The following is a 17,955-nucleotide window of genomic DNA, read 5'->3' on the forward strand; positions in this document are numbered from 1 at the left end:
CCATATTCAGGAAGTTTGTGTATTGGACAAATAAGGAAAAATTGTGACGATATAAAAAGTCCCCTCCCTGTCTTGTCTATATAAATTACACTTGATATTTTGATAGGGTAGCGTGGTTGGAAGGAGGTGATTCAGAAAAAGAAGAGGTTGGATGCGCCCTGCGCTCCAGTATAAGAAAGGCCAGCGTGTCTTTTTCCGACCGCTCCCGCCCCTCCTTCTTTTCTTCCCTCTCACCACAAGAATTTGTCGATGTATCAAATCAGATGTATATAGATACTATAATATACCGATTAATTCATCAGCCGTATGTGCAAACCTTTTTGGATCATCGTTTTTTATATCAATAAGTAAATCAACGACGATCGTTTTTACCTTACTGTCCATATGCATAAGTACTTTAACATATTCGTTTCTGTACGTTTCACTATTCAAGATTCTTATATTTAATATACGTGCCCACTCCCTTGCTTTGTAGACCATATCAGGTAAGGCTTTCGCCATTTCTGTAAGATATTTATCCATTTCAAAGCTTTCAATGAAATGAATAAGCCCAAACATAACTTCTTCTTGATGTGTCTCGTCATCAAAAACCATGCATAAGTCCCGTATCATTTTTTCTTCTGTATAATCCGCTAATTTTTCTAGAATATGATCGAACTCCTCGCATTCTGCTTGAGTTCTTAATAGCCTGCAATTGTATAGCTTCTTAATCTCTGCTTCAATGTTCATATATAACCGTCCTTATTCATTCAAATAAAAAAATACACCATAGATGTGTTCTATGGTGATAATTATATAGGCGACATATTTATACGCTGTAAAATCTTTTTTAAAATACTGAGCTTATCTTCTGCAACAGATGCAACATGCTGAAAATCTCCTATAAAATGAATATCAGTATGATCGATATATTTAATCTTTCTCGTATTAACCAGGTAAGCGCGATGACTAAAAACAAAGCCTTGATTTCTTAAGTATTTCTCATATATTTTTAGCGGAATATATTTTGCTTCAAATGTATTGTGTAAAGTATGTACTTTTAGCTCGCGTGCCCCTGCTTCAAAAAATAAAATATCTTTTGGCGAAAGTAAAGCAAGTTCATCCGTAATAACCGGAACATAAACTCCACCGGCTTGTATAAAGTTTTGATGCTCAATGTGTAATCGTAGCTTTTTTAAAGCTTCTTCCAAGCGTGGGGTTAAATAAGGTTTTTCAACAACATCGACAATACCTAAATGATAGGTGTCACTCGCAGCGGGGCGTAATCCGGTAATAAGGATAGCCGGAATGTCGCATCCTTGCATCTTTAAAATTCCATATGCCTCCAATCCGTTCATACCTGGTAAGTCAATATCAAGAAAAAGAGCAGTGATATCATTCTTTTCCAGTACAACGGAAATCATTTCCTCCCCTGTAGTTACTACATCGACACGTTGAACATAATCAAATGTTTGTAAGTGACTAGTAAGCGCCTGCGCTTGAATGAGATTATCTTCGCATACTAAGATGTTCATGATATCACCACCGTATTTTTTATGTTCTTGTTTTTATTTTTTAACGAAGCTCTTCAGGCGTTTCCGGAGCATGAGCAAAAGTAACTGATAAAGGTGTGACAATAAAAGCTGCGAATAAGGCAAAGAAAGAGGCTGTAGCGTAGAGAGTTTTTTTCATGATGCAGATTCACCACCTTTCGAAAAGAAACGATTCAGACTATGAACACAACGAATACCAGGAGGCATCACAGATAAAGATTGTAGCAGCAATCCAATCGTGAAAGGCTGACTGATTTCAAAAAAGGAGGCAAGAAATCCGAGTCCGATCCATAGCCTCGCCAAAAGTTTGAATTTATGTTTGTATTTCAAAGGCCGGGTAGATTGGTACGGTTCAATATAGTAAGAATAGATTTCAATAATGATGAGTGTCAGTAGACAAAAAAGTAAGCTTGACCAGAAAGATACAGGAATATAGCTGCTGCCGACTAACATCGTAACCGAGACAATGGTACACCCCAGGCTGCTCTTTAAGTGAGCTCCGCCAGTAAGCAGGCGTAATCCACTAAACCCTAAAACAATGAAAAGCACAGGAATGCTTTGTCCGGTGATGATGGAAGCTAAAATAAGTACGAGCGTTGTAACCAATGTGTTTAAAAATCCTTCAATCCCAAATTGAATAACTACCACGGAAGCAGGATGACCGGTAGTTTCCTTTAATAATGTCGCAAGATGGTAGGCTAGCTTTTTCATAACCGCCCCCCTCTAAAAATGAATGGTTATTTTAGTTTTATTTGTATATGGATCATAAATCAGTTTAATGTCTCCTGCATGTAATTCAATTTGCTCAATGATATTCTCACTTAATTGTCGTAAATAAATAGTTTCAATAATAAAGGTAGTCTCTTCGTCTATCACACTATCCACTGTGAAGCGAATCCACTTGTCGGCAGTAGTATGTTGTTTTAAAACGAGAATAATATCATCAAAAATTTGTTTGAACAGACGATTAAGCTGATAACCGGAAATTGAGTTTGGCGTAAAGTAATAGCCGTTATTTATCACCATTAGGTTCACACCGTATGATTGACAGACATGACGTTCTTTTCCTAAAAAAGCTGCCAGCATTGGCTCGTTAATTTCAATAGATGCTTGTAGGAAATTTCGTTCCTGAAGCAAATGATCAAGGTAGCTGATTATTGTATTCATATTTTGGCATACCGCCATTTGTCGTAACGTTTGTGCCTGGGAATAAAAATCACGGTTAATTTGTTTAATTTCCTCTGTATAGTTTATTAAATTTTCGAGATATGACTTTTCCTCTTCAATCTTCATTTGGTATTGCATAACTTTAATATTTCTAATTAACACAAATACTAATAAAAAAATACTAAACGCAGCGAAGAAAACAAGGCTTGTACGATAAAAATCATATCCAGTAGATGAAAAAACTGTAACCATTTGAATGATAAGAAGCATTCCAAAAATAGAGTAGGCACCAATTAAATAGTTGAATTGCTTTCTCGTTTTTGAGGCTTTTTTACTCTCTAAGCTAATCTGCCATTTTCTCTTATGGATAATATATGCGCCCATAAACATAATGACAGACGTAGCAAGCATAACAAAAGTTTGATACAGAATTTGGCTTACAATTTGTGAAAAAGACTGAACTAAAGTAAAGGTTAAAACTGATAGAATAACTCCCATAATAGCTGCATTTGTTAAATAGCCCAGACACAAAACGATGAGTCCATTTATTGGCTTAAGCCGGTAAACAAAGATAAGAAGTATGTAGAACAATAGCATAATTAAAAAGATAGCGTAAGACGCTTCGATGTATGGTCTGATGAAGCGCGAAAAGGCTGCAACCAGAATACTAATCAGAAATAAGGATTTGATGTGTTTGCGAATGGGATAGTGAAAAAAAGCCAACGGAAAAATCATTAATGCCATTTCTTCCACTATAGAGAGTAAAATGCCTAGTGCTAGAAGCATCATTAAGTAATGAACGAAGTTAATTGTATAGTAACTTCGAATTGCCTCCTTTTTATGAATAGTATAACAAACTCGTATGAAAAATGATAACAAAAAAAACCATGATATTACATACATTACCATGTATACTCTTTAGCTTTTTATATACATCTGATTTGATACATCGACAAATTCTTGTGGTGGGAGGGAGCGGTTGGAAAAAGACACGTCCGCTTTTTGCTCGGGAAGGGAGACGAAAAGCCTTGTTTGTGTCCCGTTGAGGTGGTCTTATCCTCTTGGAAGAATCAACACCCTGGAAAACAGACGAGGAGACATGTCTACGTGTGCGTCTTTATTCCTAGCCTATCGATAATCAACAGATGTAATACTTATTGCTATTTTTTTAGAGCAATAAGTATTGTTTTTAAAATGAATAGGTATTCATGTTAAGTGAATGCCTATTCATAATGAGATTAGATCGTATAAAGCGCATTTTTCCATATAAGTCAATAGGTATTCACTGTGTATGAACCTGTGTTCATAGGAGTTTAATCTTAATGAATAGGAGTAGACAAGGAGGAATTTAGTATCATACACTTGTATCAACCAAAAAAATACATATTATTAAAATATTGAGATGTTCTTATGTGGCTAACCTATGTTGTATTGAGAGATAGTTGATGAGAAGTTTAGAGTATTATATACATCTGATTTGATACATCGACAAATGTTTATGGTGGGAGGTAAGAAAAGAAGGCAGGGCGGTGGGTAGGAGCGGTCGGAAAAAGACACGCTGGCCTTTCTTCTGCCGGAGCGCAGGGCGTATCCAACCTCTCCTTTTTTCCGAATCTCCTCCTTCCCACCACACTCCCCTGTCAAAATATCAAGTGTAATTTATATAGAATCGTTTATTACATAGTCATTGTTTACATGTTCATATACCTATATCGGTATTTTTAAGGATTTTAATTTGTTAGGGTTTCGCATGATTAAAAAGTGGTTTTTATATACATCTGATTTGATACATCGACAAATTCTTGTGGTGAGAGGGAAGAAAAGAAGGAAGGGCGGTGGGCGGGAACGAAAAAGATACGTTTGCCTTTCTTCTGCTGGGCCGCAGGGCGCATCCAACCTCTTCTTTTTCTGAATCACCTCCTTCCAACCACGCTACTCTGTCAAAATATCAAGTGTAATTTATATAGTGCAAAGCTTTCTTTGAATTATAAAATAACACGAAAAAGTAGAGATTAAGAAATGATTCAGAGTGTGAGAATTGAAAAGAAAGGATGGTATGAGGTTTGCATACCAATCAGTTATTTTATAATCAAAACTCCTTTCCTATGGATACAAGGATATGAACAGGAAGGAATCTAATAATATGAGCCTTATGCTTGAGATAGAACAGAAGCGATCAAGGATGTTAGAAGTGGCTAAACAAAAAGGCTTCAATCTACTACATCCAGATGTTCTCCGGGCCAGTCAAGAACTGGACAAGTTGATTGAAAAGCAAATGAAACAAATTCGTAAAAGAAACGAGCAGACAGAATAAGATAAAGCTGTAAGCTATTTAGAAGCATCAATATTTATAGACCCCATAACATCCAGTAAAAGCATTATGCTACATTCCCCCAAGTATACTCATTTTGAATCTTTCCCTCTATATTTACATACAAAATCCAGTTTATTAGGCCATTATCTACTACATTGTAGGTCAAAACGAGTAGAAGAGTGAATATCCCGTCCCTACACTTTTTATATTTTTTTACTTAAAATGGAGAGTAGGCTATATCTATATACATTTGATTTGATAAATTGACAAATTCTTGTGGTGGGAGGTAAGAAAAGAAGGAAGGGCGGTGAGCGGGAGCGGTCGGAAAAAGACACGTTTGCCTTTCTTCTGTTGGATCACAGGGCGCATCCGACCTCTTCTTTTTCTGAATTGCCTCCTTCCAACCACGCTACCCTGTCAAAATATCAAGTATAATTTATATAAGACGTACTGGATGGGTATAGAAACTTTAGTAATAGATTATTAGAGTAATAGGAGCCGTATATAATGGATTATCGTATTCAGGCAACACAGCAAACCCCGGCATATATTATTTATTTGTTGGATATTAGCGCATCGATGAACCAATTCATGGATGCTGGAGGAGAACAGAAAAGGAGGATCGATGTTGTTACTGCAGCATTGAATTCTGCAATCCGACAGATGGTTTTCCGTTCAACGAAGGGAAGCCGATTAAGTCCTCGTTATAAGCTATCGATTCTAGCATACAGCGATAATGTATTCGATGTACTGGGAGGTATCAAAGGAATTGATGAGGTGGCACGCATGCGGCCGCTTGAGAATGTACAAACCCAGCGACTGACGAATACGGCAAAAGCGTTCGAGGTCGCCGAAAAAATGTTGCAGCAGGAAAGGGGAAACCTCTGGAACTGCCCAGCCCCGCTAATTTGTCATATGACGGACGGGGCTTTTACAGGAGAGGACCCGGAACCGGTTGTACAACGGATTATGGAAATGAAAATGCCGGATGGGAATGTACTGGTAGAGAATATCTTCATCTCAGATGAGATTCTCAAAACACCTGTTGAGAATTCTCGAAAGTGGCCGGGAATTATGCCGGATACACATCTGGAAGATGAGTACGGCAACAAGCTGAAAAGACTCTCAAGTCCGCTACCAGAGAGCTATCGGGAGATGATGCTGGAAACAGGATATAAAATTGAGCCAGGAGCACTGATGATGCTTCCGGGCACGAATGCGGACCTTGTGTCATTAGGCTTTCAGATGTCGGCTGCAACACCGGTCAGGTAAGATGAGGGAACACGCCGGCGCGTGCATCTTATTCCTTCTAAACTATATGGATAATCAACAGGTGTGAGGTGAAGTATGTTTTCTTTTACGAGCGATCAAAAAACGGAGACGCCGATTACGAGTGTCTATCAGGAGCGATTTACCTTTCGTTATGGGTATGCCCGCGCGGGCGAGACACAACAGGCGGATGATATCGGACAGGACTATCTGGCATTTCATGTAGAAAACAGGTCGTTTCAGTTCGTACTTTGCGATGGGGTGAGTTTGTCTTTCTATGGAAATATAGCGGCACAGTTTCTGGCAACGAAGTTGTTGGCATGGTTGCGAAGTGTTTCAGTAGAAGAAGTGAGGGATGAACGTACTATGGCAGTGGCCCTGCATGCGTATTTGGGCGGGCTGGTGGAGGAAGCGACAGAAATAGTGGACACCTATCGTTTGCCTCGTGCCCTTTCCCCATTGCTACGGGATGTACTAGAGGAAAAACGGAGGAACGGAAGTGAGGCTATGTTCGTTTGTGGCCGGGTAGATATTATAGATGATTGGTCGAAACAGGCAAATGTCTTTTTAGCATGCTCCGGTGACATGCGTGTCCGATTATGGGATGGTACACGGGAGGTTGCCTGTTTTCCTTGTGATGAAGAAGATAGACACCAACGCTGGTCTACCAAAAATGGGTTGATGAGCGGTGATATAAAGACTGCAAGTTCTAGTGGTATGGGCCAGCCTTTCAATAGGATGTTTGTATATTCAGATGGCTTTGCTGCAATTGACTCGCTGCGTTCAATTCCGAAGACGGAACGGCTGCAGAATCTGATGGCTGAGAGTTTCTCTTCTCCGACAAGCGATGATATTTCCTTTTTGGATATTGCCTGGTAAAGAAGAAGGAGGGAATACATTGGAAACGGTCATTGTTACTTTCATTCATAAGCAACAGGAAAGAGATGTACGTCTGCCCTGTAAGATTGAAAGCGAAAAGCTGGTCGTTGCTTTAAATGAGTGGCTTGGCTATGAACACAATTGGAGACATGGCATACATGAGCTTGAGTATTCGTTTGATCAAAAGAACTGGTTTCGACTTGAGAAGCAACGTTCTCTGGAGTATGCAGGGATTTGGGACGGTGCCTTTTTGCGTCTAAGTAAAGAACCGATTTCCGATCTACGTACGGAAGAGGAGTATGAAAAGAATGAGCTGGACGATACGGAAGATATACCAAAGGCGGATGAAGTGGAACAGCTTGATTACGTATGGAGAATTATCGAATAAAGAGAGGGAGTTATGAGAAAATCACCATACTTTACACGGTCACCAAGGGTAAAACTTGGACTTCCGACAGGCAAAATCATTGTGCATCGTCCGAAAGCAGAGCCAATGGAACCAAGGTTTTCATTCGAAACGATGATTATTCCGATTTTCCTAACGGTTGCCACCGTGGGGATTATGTATTATTTATCGAAAACACTATATAACAGTGCTATGTATGCCATTTTTATTATGGCTATGAGCATACCTATGCTTGGGTCTTATATTGCAACCATTGTGCTATTCTTCCGCAGGAAGAAGAAGCATCGCGCCGAGGTTGTACAGATCCATGAGGAGTATTTGCAGCAATTGGAAGTGCATAGAAGAGAAATTGAGGATATACGCGAACAGCAAACGAAATTCCTACGGCAAAAGGACCCGAACCCGGAAGACTGCATGCGTAGAATTCGTGAACGGCACAGCTCTTTGTGGGAACGAGCCGTCTATTCAGAAGATTTTTTGCATACAAGAATTGGCCTTGGGACGAGGCCCTTTACGATTACAGTTCAGCTTCCGACGCAGGATGGATATGATATTCATCCGTTAATCGCAGAAGCGCAGAAGTTAGGTGCCGACTATAGCGAGGTTACGAATGTGCCTGTATCTATCCCGCTACGAGAAAAACGGGTAGTCGGACTGGTAGGGGAAAGAAACGATATAACTGAGTTGGCACGTGTGTTGGCGTTGCAGCTCGCCACTCATCATTCACCCGAAGAAGTGAAAATCGTCTGTGCATACCCTGAGCAGGAGAGCGAAGAGTGGAGCTGGATGAGATGGTTGCCGCATATGTGGGATGGGGACAGAGAATCCCGTTACATAGCCGAAGGGAAACGTATGGCTCATACTTTATTTGAGCGGATGTACAGTACACTGAATTTTCGTAAGCTGAGGAAAAATGCGGAGGATAAGAAAGAATACCATGTTCCGGAATTCGTATTTTTTCTCCCGCAGCTTTCCATGTTTGAGGATGATGCTCTTCTGCCGCTTCTTTTAAAGCAAGGTGATACAGTAGGAGCCTGCACGTTCCTTATGTCATCGAAGAAAGAGACACTGCCGATGGAGTGCGAGCTTATTATTGAAGTAAAAGATGGAGTAGCACGGTTGTACGAAACGTTCTCTTCAGATGATAAGACAAATTCGTTCACCGGCAGGGAACAGGTTGCGCTTGACCGTTTCTCCTTACAGGAAGCCAGGGAGATGGCGCGTTCCATCGCACCGCTGCGTGTGAAACAATCTGCGGCAGGAGTCATTCCAAAGGTACTAACTTTCCTGGACATGTATAAGGCGAACCGGATAGAGGAACTAGATGTTGCGGCCCGTTGGGAACAGAACCGGTATCCTCTTACTCTTCCTGTCCCAATCGGGGTACGGGAAGGCGGTAAGGTCGTTGAGTTGAACATTCATGACAAAATTGAGAAGAACGGGCACGGTCCACATGGATTGATGGCCGGTACGACCGGTTCCGGGAAGAGTGAAGTTATCCAGTCGATTATTTTATCTTTGGCCGCTACGTATCATCCACATGAAATGGCGTTTATGCTTATCGACTACAAGGGTGGCGGCATGTCCAACACATTCGAAGGACTACCGCATGTTATAGCTACGATTACTAACTTGGAAGATCCTAATCTTATTAATCGGGCCAAGGTTTCGCTACGTGCCGAATTGGAGCGAAGGCAGAAAATATTTAACATGGCTGGTAACATTCAACATATTGATGAATATTTTCGTTCCGATTGGCGCTTCAGAGAGCCATTGCCACATCTTCTTATTGTTATAGACGAGTTTGCACAGCTCAAAAAAGACCAGCCTGAATTTATGGATGAGCTAATAAGCATTGCGGCGATCGGGCGTACGCTGGGTGTTCACCTGCTTCTGGCAACACAGAAGCCGGCGGGGGTCGTAGACGAGAAGATCTGGAGTAATTCACGCTTCCGCATTTGTCTGCGTGTACAGGATGATAGCGATAGTCGGGAGATGATTCAGATTCCGAACGCTTCTACAATTAATGTTCCAGGCCGGGCCTATTTTCAGGTAGGGAACAATGAGGTTCTTGAGTATTTCCAATCTGCCTGGAGCGGTGCCAACTATCAGCCAGAGGAAGAAACACAGACCGAACAGATAGAAATCGCAGAGATTATGCTAGATGGATCGACGAGAAGACAGAAAGTCATCAAAGCTGAGGGAGATAGTCGACAGAAACAAATTCAAGTAGTGATCGATTATATGAAGGAAGAGGCACAGAAGCGGGGTATCAAGCCGCTTCCTGGTCCGTGGCTTGAACCACTTCCTGAACGATTGCCGCTCTCTCGAATGATGGATGTACAGAGCTGGTCACGAAGAAACTGGGAAGTGGAGGAAGATTGGCTACAGCCAACGATTGGCATCATTGATGATGTGGAAAACCAAGCGCAATATCCGTTGCGTATCGATTTAAACGAGGGGCACTTTATCGCTTACGGAATGCCTGGTTCCGGAAAGACTACGCTGATTCAATCGACAATGCTATCTCTTTTCTTTAGTCATGCTCCTGCAGATTTGCATGCATATATTATCGATTTCAGCCGCCAGATGAAAGAATGGGCGCGTTTTCCGCATGTGGGTGGTGTCGTACATGAAGAAGAGACGGAAAAAATGCGCAGGCTCTTCCGTTTTCTGCTGAAAGAATTGGCACTACGCAAAGAACAGTTTTCAAATGAAGGGGTCAGCTCTCTACGGAGTTATCGAAAAATTACCCAGCAACAGGTCCCGGCGCTTATGCTTATTATTGATGGATATCAACGTTTCCGAACTCAATTCGTCGATGAGAATGAGCAGCTTGAAGTGCTGTTGCGTGAAGGGGCGGCCTACGGCATTGTGGTGCTTGTAACAGCAAATCAAACGAGCGACATGTACGATAGGTACCGGAATAACTTTGCTTCTGCCGTCTCTTTTGAGCTTGCGGATCAGACAGATTATTACTTCGCCGTGGGACGTCCTTCCTTCGTCGTTTCGAGTCTTCCAGAAGGGCGCGGTTTCGTAAAAGGGCATAATCCGCCACACGCCTTTCAGTGTATGCTTCCATATGACGGGACGGATGAATGGGAGAAAGCAGCATTCTTTCGTCATCTCGCTGACAGAATGGGGATGGAATGGCAGGGAGAGCCAGCGAAGGAAATTGCAATGCTGCCCAAAGAAATTGGATGGGAGCAGTTACTTAATAGATTCCCGACAAAAGACTCAGGAGAACTTCCTTATGGTATCGATACGGAAGACCTGTCAATGCAGTCTATCCGCCTAGAGGATGCAGATCACGTGTTGGTAACAGGACGGGTAGAATCGGGTAAAACGTCCCTTCTACAAACGCTGATTCTATCAATGAGTCGTCAATACGAGCCGGAAGAAATAGATATATTCTTGATAGAATTAGAAGCGAAGCGTACGGGTATCATGAATTTTTCCTATCTTCCCCATGTCAAAGGGCATGCCACAGATCTCTCTGGGGCAAAGCAGGTGCTTGAGCAAGCTGTGTCCATTATCGAGGAGGAACAAGTACCAACCTATGGGGTAAATTGGACAGATAGCATGGAAGAAAAAACATACCGTCCGCTTATTATCATTATTGATGATGCAGAGAATTTTATGCAGCAGACAAATATGGACTTTGAGAGTAAGAATTATCTCGAAAAACTGACGAAGGAAGCGCGAAAGAAGAATATTCACTTCCTTATCGCCGGTTCCCTTGCCAGCATGAATAGCTATATGCATGAACCATGGATGATGAATATTAAGAAGAAGTTTGTCGGGTTCCTGTTGGGCTCTACCTTAAGTACTGATTTGTATTTCTTTAATATGCGGCTCCCACATGCAGAAACAGATAAAGAATTGCCAACCGGAGACGGATTTGTGATTAAAGGAAAACATATGAAAGTAAAAATAGCTAAACCTTACACAGAGGTCAAGTTATAGACGAAACTACCCGGTGTAAAAGTAAGACAATTCTCTTTCATTTATCGATATTGTAGTACATGAGAATGATAATGATTTCAGGACTGTAAAACATAGAAACGTTGTAATATATTGGTTTTGACATTAAAAAAAGGAAAGGAAGTGCACGCATAATGTCAATGAGAATTCTCGTTACACCGGAAGAATTAGAAGGAATTGCCCAGCAGTTTAGAAACGGATCGGATGCTAGCCGCCAGCAGACGGCTCAGCTCTATCAAGCTCTTCAATCTTTAGAAGGTAAATGGGATGGTGCCACAAAGAAGCGCTTCTTCGATCAATTCGAACAATCCCGTCGTCATATGGAAGCGTATGTTCAATTGCTAGATTCTATCGATCAAGAGCTTCGTGCAATTGCTACGCGCTTCCGCCAAGCAGATGCCCAATAGGCATATTTTAATTTCAATCGTATATTCTTTCAAAAAGACTAGTCACAGCAGCTGGCTGGTCTTTTTATCATAGAAGCTTGAGAACAGGGGTCAATGAGCATGAATTTTCAACCGGAAGTCGGAGAAACGATTCGAATATTTGGAAGAAGATATACGTTTTCTAGGCATCCTGCGGTAGAAGGAATCGAGATGCCCTATGGACAGGAAGGAAGACAGGGAACGGTCTATCAGCTGGTTGACGGTCAGGCGAGCGTTCTTCATAAGTATGCTGCTTTAAAAGTATTCAGGGAACGTTTTAAAAGTAAGCGGCAAGTCGAGCTGGCCGAAAGCTTTAAAAAGTATGCATCTACGTATGGCCTTTCTGCCTGCTTACGCTCTGTAATCGAGCGGCAACATCATGAAAAGCTTGTTGACCAGTATAACGACCTGGATTACTCGATCCTCATGCCATGGATTGAAGGACCGACCTGGGCGGATATTCTTCTGGAGGAAAAAGTTCTGACCCGGGATGAATGTGTACGTATTGCATGCGCTTTTGCCCTCGTTATGAAAGAGTTGGAGACTGCGCATTTGGCGCACTGTGACCTGTCGTCAAGCAACGTTCTTCTTCCTTTTTTGGAAACAGAAAGGGACGGGCGGCCTTTTGCGGATATCGAGCTTGTGGACGTGGAAGAACTGTATGCGCCGGACATCAAAAAACCGGAAATTCTACCTGGTGGTTCTCCGGGATATGCAGCTGAATACATACGAGATGGCGTCTGGACAGCGAGTGCTGATCGTTTCGCAGGTGCAGTTCTTCTGACAGAGATGGTCACATGGCACAGCGAAGATGTACGAAAGCAAAAAGCTGATGATATGAGCTATTTTGCGGCAGAAGAAATGCAAAAGGAAACCGCTCGGTACCGGCAAATAAAAAAGGTGCTTCGCAACACACTCGGAAAGGCTGCAAGCATTCTTTTAGAGCGGGTATGGAAAAGCCGAAGCTTAGAAGATTGTCCTTCTTTTGCTGAATGGTTCGATGTGTTCCCTGCACATATACAAGAAGCAGCTATTAGGAAGAAGCAGGAATGGTCCCAGAAAGTGCAAGTGCCGAGCAGACATTCAACAATGAGCGTAGAGGCGTTGCTAGAAATCGCCGCTGTATTTGAAGGACTTGGTAACAAGAATGCTGCACAGAGAGAATATCGCTACATTATTTCACACTTTCCTGAAAACAAAGCAGTAACAGCAGAGATTAACCTGTTACTGTCAGCAGACGGAGCAGATAAAGAGCAATCATATAGAGCTTATTTACAGGAGTATTTGGAAGCGGCCGCCCAGATGGAAAGGCTAGAAGAATGGGACAAGGCTCTTCTTCTTTATGCCAGAAGTGCTACACTTCCAGCGCTCGATTTCGCTACTAAAGAGGAATTGGAAATTATTTCCGAAGAAATGAGGGAGAAGATCCGTGCCAAACAGCAGGAAATGAGCACGGAAGACGCTCTGCAGAAAATACTGGAGGAGAAGCAGAAGGAAGCGACTGATACTACATATGTTCCCGATCCTACCGGTAAAACAAAGAAACAGCAGCCTCCTCTCGGCGAGAGAATGTGGCGTTTTATGGTTACCCATTGGAAAGTGCTACTATCCCTGGGTAGCTTTCTTATAAGTGTCGGTCTGCTTGTGTGGTTATATTACTTTACAGTCGAAAAAAACTGGGAAGGACTTATTCAGAATGGAACAGAGGCCTTTGCCCAGCAGAATTATATTGAAGCCGAAGAGTTTATCGAGCAGGCGATTGAGCAAAAGCCGACCGAGGATTTGTATACGAAATTGGCTACGATTTATATCAGCCGGGGCCGTTACGAGCAGGCTATCGGTTATTTGGAAAATTTGTTTTTGGAGAAAAAACTTTCTCAAACTAATCAGGAGGCACAGTATTTAATAGGCCGAGCGTATTTCTTGATGAACGATTTTCCGAATGCTATCGATCATTTAGAGAAAGCAAGAAAAGGCGAGAAAAGCGTATACGAACAGGATGCCATACGCGATCTGGTTATTTCCTATGCCCGTCTTAATCAGTATGAAAAGGCCAACCAGCTTGTGCAACAGCTTGATGCCGGCGATTCAGTCTCTAAAGCGTTTATTGCCAATCTGAAAGGTGAGCTGTTCGGGCTTCAGGGCAAAGACATGGAAGCGATTGAGGAATTTAAAAAAGCCGTGTCGTTGCAGGGGGACAACGAGCGATACATTAAGAATTTGGTCGACCTTTACATTAAAAAGAATAAGACCAATCAAGTAGATGATGCCACCAAGGCGAAGACGTATGAAGAGGCGATTTCTTTGATTAACAGCCTGCTCAAAAACGATTTTACGAATATTGATTATTTAAACCGGCTAGGACAAGCATATTACGATTACGGTTTGTATTATGAAGCAAGAGGAGATAAGAAATACATTAATCTCTTCCAGCAATCGCTGATTTCTTATAACCAGATTATTGATTTGGGAATTCAAAATGAAGATATTCTGCTCAACATAGGCATTTTATATGACAAGCTTAAGCAAAAAGGAAAAGCTGAAGGCGTATATAAACAGGTGTTGGAGAATTATCCAAATAGCGGCCGGGCCTATTTTGTATATGGTCTGTTTCACTTGAAAGAGAAGCGGTATAAAGAAGCGTTCGGCATGCTACAGAAAGTCGTCCAATTGAATCAAAATCCTTCTGAGACGGCTATTGCAAAAGAGCGCATGGAAGAAATGAAACGCAAAAAGTTGATATAAGCGAGGAGGATTACAATTGGCGCCTGAAAATCAGCAAGAAAAAAACGGAGCAAAAGTTCGGCGGGCCATTTTGCCTGTTTCACTCGGGTTGTTGGTCGTTACCGGTGGTGTAGCCGCATATCAATGGAATCAAGAGAGCGTACCGGCCGATAGCCAGCCAACTGAAAAAGTAGAGGCAAACGCAAAAAAGCCATCACCGTCCATCCGTCTTAATACAGACGACAATCAGGTGAAAAATACGACACGTATCCAGGCGAAAAAAGACGAAAGCAAGCAAAAGGGCAGTGGACTAAAGCGTAAACCAGAAAGGACAATAGCAGAGCCAAGCCTTTTACAGGATAAGATGGGTAGTACGCTTGCATTCTCCCTCAAGGAACATGCGGTAGGCGAAGTGTATGATGATGCCGTTGATTTAGTAGAAACGGCCGATATAGAGAAGCCAATTGCTGATCTGATCGTTGACCAAAGTGACATCGTGCTTCCTGAACCGCCATTATGGCTTGGAGACTTTTCAGGTTTGCCTATTGATGGAATGACGGATATGGAAGAAGAAGTAGAACAGCCGACAGAGGAGCGGGAATGGAGTGGAAATAACGGAACGAGCAATCCATCGGGAGAACGGCCTACGCACCGGGAACCTTCCTATATTCCTAGTCCCTTATATGATCTACTCTCTGGCTATGCCACTACAGGTGATCCGTATAATGTCGTATATTACGGTAAGGAAGTTAATGCCAATGATGGGCGCTATGATGATATCATGAAGCTATTTACAGACTCGGCAAACCAGTTGAAGACGCAAGCTGATGCTGAGTCCGCGCTTTCCTATCAAGGGCAGGCTAACCTCCAGTTGCTCTTGTCTTTAACTATGGATCAGCCGGATATTAGGACGCTTAAAGAAGAAACGGAAAAAAGCGTTTTTAAACGATATGCAGAAGCAGAAGCCGAGCTGTATGCAGCTCAATCGAAAGAAAAAGAACAGGCAGAAGAGGCAAAGCATGTCGTATATGCAATTGGGAAATACAACGAACAAGCGGATGAACCGTTGGATATAAGTGAGTATAACGGAGCTGATAAAGCGCTTGTGAATGTAGCGAATAAAGACGTTAATGGCGAAGGTGACACGACCGAAGCGCTAAATAAGTATCAGATCGCCGGTCAGTATGCGCCAGATATGGCTCAGGAAGCCAGTCGGAAAGAAAAGGATATATTTGAAAATCTATTGACCCCGCCAAAAGAAGAAGCAGGAAAAGAAGAAACAGTAGAAAAAGAAGAAAAAGTAGAAAAAGTAGAAGAAGTGGATGCTCTAGCATATGCGGCAAGTCTTGCTGAGAGCGATGTAAGCAAGGCCGTTATTCTGGCTACAGAAGTGATAGAGCGTGGGAATGATACGCCGGAAGCGAAGGAGCAAGTGCAAAAGCTGGCGGAACAATTGCTTGCGAATGCCGAAACATTCGAGCCCACGAAGGAAGAGCAAGCGTATGAAATTTTGAGTACAAGACCGGCTATTGCTCAGGAAATTTCTCGCATAGCTACCGAGCGGAAAAAGGCGCTACTGTATGCACGAAAAGCAGAACAGTTACTTGATAGTAAAAAATATTCTGAAGCCCTTTATTATGCAAGCGAATCGAACCGCCTGTACAGCAGGAAAGGCAGTAATGATAGAGTAGCCGAGCAGGCAGCTAAGAAGTTGCTAGACCAGGCAAAAGCTGAAGAAATCGACACACAATTAGCGATATACAGAAGTATTTCGAGTGCAAGCGGTATGCCGGACGAATACAGACAACAGGCGGAGTTCCTCCAAAAAGCAATCGATGACTATAAAAAGGGCATGCGTGAGCAGAATCTTGAACAATCCGTTCGTCTCCTCACATCGGCTTGGCAGCATCCAAGGCTACAGAAGTTCGTGGAAGCTCCGTTACGGGAGAAAAGTCAGGCTTTGCTGGAGCAGGCGAAGGCGATCCGGAATGAAAAGCCGCAGATGGCTGAACAATACCTCAATATGTTGCTACAAATATCTGGATTGGATAACGGTGTGAAAGAAAGTGCAAAAAGCATGCTAAATAAAGACAAGTAGAAAACAGAAAAGTAATATAGATGGTCAAGGGTGTTGATTATCCAGTACGATCCAGAGTGGATAGCCACCACACCGTGCCACAAACGGGCGTCGGTTCGTCTCCCGCACGGAAGCGTAACGGGCCGCTTTTTGCCCGGGCCAGGCGGGACCGCAAAACATCTGGGTGGACACGAAGAGGGAGACAGTTGCTGTCCTTTTTCGTCTGGCCAGGGCAATCGCTCGGGAAGGGAGACGAAAGGCCTTGTTTGTGTCCCGTTGCGGTGGTCTCCTCCTCTCTGCTCTGNCCGTTGCGGTGGTCTCCTCCTCTCTGAACAATCAACACCCTTGGTATCCATAGATGAATAGAAAAGAATGACGCGTACGGCGTGCGTCCCCTTTGTTTTTCTTGTGTGGAGCGTGTAACGCCAAGGACGAAATCGACCGGCAACTGTCTCCCGCTTCGAAAAACCTAGATGTTTTGACGGTCCGGCCTTGGCGTCACAAAGCGGCCGTGCTTCCTCCTTGCGAGAAAAAGACGAGGGAAGACGCCGACGCGTGCATCTTCTTTCTTCCACCTTATGGATAATCAACAGGTGTGATAGATGGTATAACAAAAAGCTCCGATGGATAACATCGGGGCTTTTTATTAAAGAATACATTTGCCTATATAAATTACACTTGATATTTTGATAGGGTAGCGTGGTTGGAAGGAGGCGATTCGGAAAAAAGAAGAAGTTGGATGCGCCCTGCGATCCGGCAGAAGAAAGGCCAATGTGTCTTTTTCCGACCGCTCCCGCCCACCGGCCTTCCTTCTTCCCTCTCACCACAAGAATTTGTCGATTTATCAAATCAGATGTATATAGCTTCATACAAAGACAGTTCCGAGATGAATACAACAACAGTAGAAGCACAATAATAAAGATAATATCACGCTTGTTAATTATTCAGCTATGGATACTAATCGTATGGATGTTTCCAAGAGGAAAAGACAATCACACTGGGGCACCTATAGCCATCAAGTTAAGACCATCCTTATTCAGCATGAAGCTGAAAATGAAAGGATGGTTTTTGATTTATAATTATCCCCCAAATTAAAACTAAATTTAACATTCCTTCCATATTATTTTAATAAAACTAAACTATTATTTCTATGAGCTATGATACAGGAAAGGATGCAT

At 42.5% G+C, this 17,955-nt stretch carries 16 protein-coding genes; 10 read left to right on the forward strand and 6 right to left on the reverse strand.

Annotated elements, in window-relative coordinates:
• Positions 1-6 precede the first annotated feature (6 nt).
• The 6 genes from AF333_RS36490 to AF333_RS29700 all read right to left on the reverse strand — a co-directional run bounded on the left by AF333_RS36490 (position 7) and on the right by AF333_RS29700 (position 3,488).
• Positions 7-258, reverse strand: coding sequence for a hypothetical protein (locus AF333_RS36490; protein ID WP_235497056.1), 252 nt, complete (start codon positions 256-258; stop codon positions 7-9).
• An 18-nt stretch (positions 259-276) separates the two neighbouring features.
• Complete coding sequence (locus AF333_RS29685) at positions 277-729, reverse strand: Imm30 family immunity protein (protein ID WP_043067140.1); 453 nt, start codon at positions 727-729, stop codon at positions 277-279.
• Positions 730-791: 62 nt separating this feature from the next.
• The gene (locus AF333_RS29690) at positions 792-1,514 is read right to left on the reverse strand and encodes a LytR/AlgR family response regulator transcription factor (protein WP_043067141.1); all 723 of its coding nucleotides are present in this window, start codon (positions 1,512-1,514) and stop codon (positions 792-794) included.
• A 40-nt stretch (positions 1,515-1,554) separates the two neighbouring features.
• A complete protein-coding gene (locus AF333_RS32485; RefSeq protein WP_080787836.1) occupies positions 1,555-1,671 on the reverse strand; it encodes an AgrD family cyclic lactone autoinducer peptide in 117 nt (38 codons plus the stop codon).
• A complete protein-coding gene (locus AF333_RS29695; protein WP_052812187.1) occupies positions 1,668-2,243 on the reverse strand; it encodes an accessory gene regulator ArgB-like protein in 576 nt (191 codons plus the stop codon). Before AF333_RS29695 ends, AF333_RS32485 begins: the two co-directional genes overlap by 4 nt.
• Before the next feature lie 12 nt (positions 2,244-2,255).
• Positions 2,256-3,488: a hypothetical protein gene (locus AF333_RS29700; RefSeq protein ID WP_235497057.1), complete on the reverse strand. Its 1,233-nt coding sequence runs from the start codon at positions 3,486-3,488 to the stop codon at positions 2,256-2,258.
• 994 nt (positions 3,489-4,482) lie between these two features.
• On the opposite strand from AF333_RS29700, the gene AF333_RS37090 reads away from it, so the two are divergent.
• The 10 genes from AF333_RS37090 (at position 4,483) to AF333_RS29735 (ending at position 16,798) form a co-directional block, all read left to right on the forward strand.
• A complete protein-coding gene (locus AF333_RS37090; protein WP_268753653.1) occupies positions 4,483-4,611 on the forward strand; it encodes a hypothetical protein in 129 nt (42 codons plus the stop codon).
• A 207-nt stretch (positions 4,612-4,818) separates the two neighbouring features.
• Positions 4,819-5,013 carry an aspartyl-phosphate phosphatase Spo0E family protein gene (locus tag AF333_RS32490; protein ID WP_080787837.1) on the forward strand — a complete coding sequence of 65 codons (195 nt, stop codon included), beginning with the start codon at positions 4,819-4,821 and terminating at the stop codon, positions 5,011-5,013.
• A 276-nt stretch (positions 5,014-5,289) separates the two neighbouring features.
• On the forward strand, positions 5,290-5,448 hold the full coding sequence (locus AF333_RS36495) for a hypothetical protein (RefSeq protein WP_235497058.1): 159 nt from the start codon (positions 5,290-5,292) through the stop codon (positions 5,446-5,448).
• A gap of 72 nt (positions 5,449-5,520) precedes the next feature.
• Complete coding sequence (locus AF333_RS29705; RefSeq protein WP_043067143.1) at positions 5,521-6,285, forward strand: vWA domain-containing protein; 765 nt, start codon at positions 5,521-5,523, stop codon at positions 6,283-6,285.
• 75 nt (positions 6,286-6,360) lie between these two features.
• Entirely contained in the window at positions 6,361-7,161 is an 801-nt protein-coding gene (locus tag AF333_RS29710) for a hypothetical protein (RefSeq protein WP_043067144.1), read from the forward strand.
• A gap of 19 nt (positions 7,162-7,180) precedes the next feature.
• On the forward strand, positions 7,181-7,549 hold the full coding sequence (locus AF333_RS29715; RefSeq protein ID WP_043067145.1) for a ubiquitin family protein: 369 nt from the start codon (positions 7,181-7,183) through the stop codon (positions 7,547-7,549).
• Positions 7,550-7,561: 12 nt separating this feature from the next.
• A complete protein-coding gene (gene essC / locus AF333_RS29720) occupies positions 7,562-11,533 on the forward strand; it encodes a type VII secretion protein EssC (RefSeq protein WP_043067146.1) in 3,972 nt (1,323 codons plus the stop codon).
• 152 nt (positions 11,534-11,685) lie between these two features.
• The gene (locus AF333_RS29725; RefSeq protein ID WP_043067147.1) at positions 11,686-11,958 is read left to right on the forward strand and encodes a WXG100 family type VII secretion target; all 273 of its coding nucleotides are present in this window, start codon (positions 11,686-11,688) and stop codon (positions 11,956-11,958) included.
• A 99-nt stretch (positions 11,959-12,057) separates the two neighbouring features.
• Complete coding sequence (locus tag AF333_RS29730) at positions 12,058-14,721, forward strand: tetratricopeptide repeat protein (RefSeq protein WP_052812188.1); 2,664 nt, start codon at positions 12,058-12,060, stop codon at positions 14,719-14,721.
• Between the two features lie 16 nt (positions 14,722-14,737).
• Positions 14,738-16,798 carry a hypothetical protein gene (locus tag AF333_RS29735; RefSeq protein ID WP_043067148.1) on the forward strand — a complete coding sequence of 687 codons (2,061 nt, stop codon included), beginning with the start codon at positions 14,738-14,740 and terminating at the stop codon, positions 16,796-16,798.
• Positions 16,799-17,955: the final 1,157 nt, after the last annotated feature.

The sequence above is a fragment of the Aneurinibacillus migulanus genome, assembly GCF_001274715.1.
Classification (GTDB): domain Bacteria; phylum Bacillota; class Bacilli; order Aneurinibacillales; family Aneurinibacillaceae; genus Aneurinibacillus; species Aneurinibacillus migulanus.

Coding starts and splice junctions, on each gene's coding strand:
- AF333_RS32485 (WP_080787836.1), bottom strand. CDS start 1,671: ATGAAAAAAACTCTCTACGCTACAGCCTCTTTCTTTGCCTTATTCGCA.
- AF333_RS29690 (WP_043067141.1), bottom strand. CDS start 1,514: ATGAACATCTTAGTATGCGAAGATAATCTCATTCAAGCGCAGGCGCTT.
- AF333_RS29685 (WP_043067140.1), bottom strand. CDS start 729: ATGAACATTGAAGCAGAGATTAAGAAGCTATACAATTGCAGGCTATTA.
- essC (WP_043067146.1), top strand. CDS start 7,562: ATGAGAAAATCACCATACTTTACACGGTCACCAAGGGTAAAACTTGGA.
- AF333_RS29730 (WP_052812188.1), top strand. CDS start 12,058: ATGAATTTTCAACCGGAAGTCGGAGAAACGATTCGAATATTTGGAAGA.
- AF333_RS29710 (WP_043067144.1), top strand. CDS start 6,361: ATGTTTTCTTTTACGAGCGATCAAAAAACGGAGACGCCGATTACGAGT.
- AF333_RS29705 (WP_043067143.1), top strand. CDS start 5,521: ATGGATTATCGTATTCAGGCAACACAGCAAACCCCGGCATATATTATT.
- AF333_RS29725 (WP_043067147.1), top strand. CDS start 11,686: ATGTCAATGAGAATTCTCGTTACACCGGAAGAATTAGAAGGAATTGCC.
- AF333_RS29695 (WP_052812187.1), bottom strand. CDS start 2,243: ATGAAAAAGCTAGCCTACCATCTTGCGACATTATTAAAGGAAACTACC.
- AF333_RS29700 (WP_235497057.1), bottom strand. CDS start 3,488: ATGATGCTTCTAGCACTAGGCATTTTACTCTCTATAGTGGAAGAAATG.
- AF333_RS32490 (WP_080787837.1), top strand. CDS start 4,819: ATGAACAGGAAGGAATCTAATAATATGAGCCTTATGCTTGAGATAGAA.